The 4546-nt window shown below is 63.3% G+C and carries 2 protein-coding genes; both read right to left on the minus strand.

Annotation, left to right across the window (positions count from 1 at the left end):
• The coding region (locus ACYQ1K_RS27675; protein ID WP_459986847.1) for an RHS repeat domain-containing protein at nt 1-1674 on the minus strand (1674 nt) is incomplete at its 3' end.
• A complete protein-coding gene (locus ACYQ1K_RS27680) occupies nt 1675-4515 on the minus strand; it encodes an RHS repeat domain-containing protein (RefSeq protein WP_459986848.1) in 2841 nt (946 codons plus the stop codon). It abuts the gene before it with no gap.
• Between the last annotated feature and the right edge of the window lie 31 nt (nt 4516-4546).

A 4546-nucleotide genomic window follows, 5' to 3' on the forward strand; every position in this document is an offset into this window, starting at 1 on the left:
TCCACTGCCGCTCATCGCCGGGCCCACGGTGTCTTGGACCTGCGTCAGCCGGCCGGCGTTGTCGTAGATGAACGCCTGCGATGAGGCGGCTTGTCCTCCAACTGTGCTGGATTGGGCGGTTATGCGTTCGCCGGTTCCGTTGGTCTGTGTGAACGACATCCACGTCGTCCCAGCCTTGGCATACGACAAGCTCTTGGTGTTACCCGCGTTGTCGTAGGCGGTCGAGGCATCGAGCCCGTTGGGGTAGCTCTGTACGGCTTCAGCACCGCTCGCATCGTAGGCGGCCGTGAAGCCGAACTCTCCGGTCGCGGAGGTGATATCAAGGTTGCCGTCGGCGTCCTTGGCGCCGGTACTCCCGAGGCTTTCGGTCGAGACGGGTGAGGGGGCGTGCTTCACCGCGGTGACGAGACTGCGGTGCTCGCTGCTGCTGTCGTACGTCCACGTAGTTGCGCCCTTCAGGTCAACCTTGGAGACGGCGCGGCCGTCGATGTCGTAGCCCGTGTAGGTGGTCTCCGGGTTGCTGTTGGCGACCCCAGTTGAGTAGGTGTACGAGGAGACTTGGCCCGCAGCGTCGTAACTGGTGGTGAGCGTCTTCTTCGCCCCGCCAGTGCCGGTGCTTTGGCTGATCTGGCGACCGGTAGTGTCGCTGTAGCCGTAGGACACAGCAGGCACGGGGTGGTTGCCCGTCACGTTCGCGGTCGTCACGGCCGTCTGGGTGACTCGCCCGGCGGAGTCGTAATCGGTGGTCGTAGTCCGGGTCGGCACACCGGTCCCGCCGGAACCGGACGCAGAGTAGATCTCTGTTGTGACAGTCGGGTTGCCGTACTGGTCATAGATGACACTCGTCGTCGGAAGCGGTTTGCTTGTTCCGCCAGGCTGGCCGCCGGGTCCGGTCTTGCACACAAGCCCCGCGGACAGCGCGGACACACAGTCACCAAAGCCGGATGCGACGTAGTAGGTGGTCTTAGTGCTCCGAGGGCTGGTGCCGTCTGCGTCGCCTGTGGCGTCGCCGGACAATCGCTCCTCGATGACTCGTCCATCATTGTCGTACACGGTCGTGGTGACGAGGTCTGCCGCGGACGTCACGGTTGGGTCAGCACCCATCCGAACCGTTGAAGTCGTCGGTACCTCAAGTTCCCATCCTGTCTTCGACATACCCCCCACCGCCGCGTATCCGCTCGTCTCGACAGACTTGTCCGCCGCCGTCGTGACGTCTGCCTGGGTTTCGACGTCGAACACGGTGCTGGTCTCTGTGGTCGGCAAGCGGTATGCAGCATTCGTCGCCGGGTTCGTCCCGGTGTACGGTGCGCCCTCGTCATAGTCGGTGTGGACGTGTACTCGGCCATGCACCAAAGTCCCGCTTGCGAGTGTGACCGGGTGAGTCGGCCCGAAGGTGTCCGTGACCTTGGCTGGATCGAGCGGATCATAGACCGTGATTGAGGCGAGCAAATCTGCCCGTTCGGCCGAGGCGGTGGTGCCCGCCACCGCTGTGTCAGTGTTTGCGCTCGGGGCTAAGGCCTGGGATCGGTTCCCCGCCGAAAGTTGCCACACAAGCGCGCCGTTAGCATCAAACTGGGTCGAGGCGATCTGCCAGTGCCCCGTGCCGTCGCTGGCATCAGCCTGCCCGAACCCAGCATTGTCTATCTCGCGACCATTTACATCCAGATAATGCAACTAAGCGTATTTCCAGTCGCTCGCGGAAACTGTCGCGACGTCGGTACTGGCAGGGACGTGGTCCGGGCCGTACACGGCAGTGCCCGACCCGTCGCTCGGCAGGCTACGGGTCTGCCCCCAAGCCGCTGCTGCGGATGCGGAGAGGTCCGGCAGTCCGGTGCCGCTGTTCGGAACGCCGTAGACGATGGTCGTCGTAGCAGTTTTGTCGGCGACACCAGAGATCGGGTTCCCGACCGGAACATTGCGCAGCACCTGAACTACGCGATTGTTGCTGTCATAGACGAAAGAGGTCGTCCGCTCAGGGCCGGGCGGAGTGATTGACGCCAGTCGGCCCAACCCGTTGCCTGACGTGACATATGTGTACGTCGTCTTGAGCGTGGTGTCTACGCCGTCCCCGGGGTTCAGATCGGTGCGTGGGTCCCATGCAGTCGTGAGTCGACCGGTCGAGTCGTATCCGTACTGCGCGACGGTCTTGAAGTTGGTCGTACCGGAGGTCTGTGGGATGGAGACCTTAACGTCAAGGAGGCGGACGGTGCCTGCCGGGGATCCGTCTGGCGTGCCGTAGTGAGGGACGAGGGAGCGGCAGCCCGGAGTAGTGTCTGCGAGCGCCCCTGTGCATGTCACACCCGGGGGCACAGGAGCAAGGATCCGGGTCACTCGCCCGGTCTCGGGGCCACTGGTGCCGTACGTATAACTACTGGTCGTAGCCGATCCTGGCTCGACGATCGACAATGTCTGCCACGTGGTTCCGACCTTGACGTAGGTCGTCACCGTTCCGTCGCGATCCACCATCGTGATTGACGTGGCATCCGTCGACATCGTCACCACCACGCCGTCCCCCGCGGCATCACCGACCCCGACGTAGGTATTCGGCTTAGTGGGGTCCGTAGACGCTTGGTATACATATGTTGCGCCGTCGGTATCGGTGAAGGTCAGGTACCCATAGGTATGGTGGTCCGCCACCGTCAACGCGCCCTCACCAGCGTCGGGGCCGTCGAGATCTGCGGTCCAGGCCGGACCAAAGACGCCGACCGCCGTCCCAAGTGGTGCGGCCGTCGGGTCCTTCAGAGTTGTCAGCGTGCGCCCAATGGAAAGTCCACCCAGGGACGAAACTGCCGTTGCATCACTGCTGGAGACCGCTAGGTCCCCCGTCAGCAACGACAACGTGCCCGGCCCAATATTTGCAGTCGCCGAAGCGTACCCGAACGATGCCGGGGCGTAGGTGACGTTCCAGGCGGTCGCGCAAAGGGGGGAAGGATCGCTCGATCCTGTGGAATAGCAGGCGACGACCTGCAAACTCAGTCCGCTCTGATAGTCGGGACCCAGCGTTCCGGACACGTCCCACGTATAGGGCGCGAACTCAGCAGCGGTCCCAGTTCCAACCGCGCCAATTGGCCATGCCGTCGGGTGATTTCCGCTTGCGTCGTCTTTCACGTTTCCGAGGGGAATCGCGGTCCACGCGCCGCTAGTACCTTGGCGGTACTTATAGGTGACCCACGGACGAGAAGCCGCTACACCGACGCTGGAAGCCTTCAACCCTACTTTCTGTTGAGTGATCGACTGGCCACCGACAACCACCGCATCAGATGCGGCGAACCACCCTTGCAGTTGGATGAAGATCGAGATCGGTTGCGACGAGTTGTTGTAGACGTTGATCTTGCCCTCGGCGCCGACACCAATAGTGGTCGAGGTCGACCGATACGAGGTCTCAGGGAAGACGAGAGAGGTCACATTCGGAAGGGGGAATCCGTCCGGCCACATCGAGACGTTGCCGGACCCGCCGACATTGGCCTGATGCACAACGACGCTTGCCGCAACAGCGTTCACCCCCGAGCCGTTCACCGGCACCCCACCGACACCCGCGATGCTGTAGGTGGCGGTGGTGTGGGCAGCGATCGTCTTGTTGTTGACCAGCCACGAGTCAGCGGGGGTGAAGGTTCCGGCGGCGTAGTCGTTGTCAGTTGCCGTGTAGAACCCAACGATATCGGCCACCATGTCCGCCGTGCCTGTCGTAGGCGTGAAAGTGAGGGTGACCTTCATCTTCCCGTCGGCAGACAATGGGACTACCGCTCCCAACGTCGTGTTGGCCGAAGCCATGAAGTTCAGGCCACCGCCGGCGCCGGAAGCGTCTGCTGCGTTTCCGTGGATCTGTCCCGAGGCCGTAGAGCCGTTAATGACGGTGAAGTTGACGAACACAGCCGATGCACCCATCGGAACCCCGCTGGCTGGCACTCCGTTCGAGCCGCTTGCGACTTGGACGGTGACGGGCACGTTGTTCGTCAACTTCGCCTGCGGCACCCCGTTCCCATAGCGCGAGTCAGCCACGCGGAAGGGCGTCAGGGACGGTACGAAGCCGCCGGGTGCTGTCGATCCGGCAGTGAAGTAGCCCTGGGCGCCGATGATGACATCAATGCCCCAGTCCGCCTGAATGTCGAACTTGCCGGACCCGGAGAGTTTGATGACGACGGTGTTTGACATCCAGCCGGGCTTGTTGAACAGCATGGCGGTCCAGCCAGCCTGGCCGCTTCCCGTGGGCCGTACGTAGATGTGCCCGTCGACTGTGACCAAGGGAACGATCATGACGACCTGGACTGCTGAGACTCCCGTCGCGGGGATCCCGCCGACCCCCTCCACTGAGACCGTCCGCCAAGTACCGGCCACTAAGGAACCGCCCGACCCCGCGGACCGCGTGTCGAGCAGTTGCGTCTGGTACGGCACGAACACGCCGCCCGAGCCCGGGTCCGTATCCGCCGCCGCAGGCGGTATGAGCGATGGCGCAGCCAGGGTCACGATCTGGAGACCGGCCGCGATCAACACTGCAATCACGGCGGAGATGAACACACGAGCACGCCTCGACACGACCATTCGGGGG

The sequence above is a fragment of the Nocardioides sp. AN3 genome, from assembly GCF_054653495.1.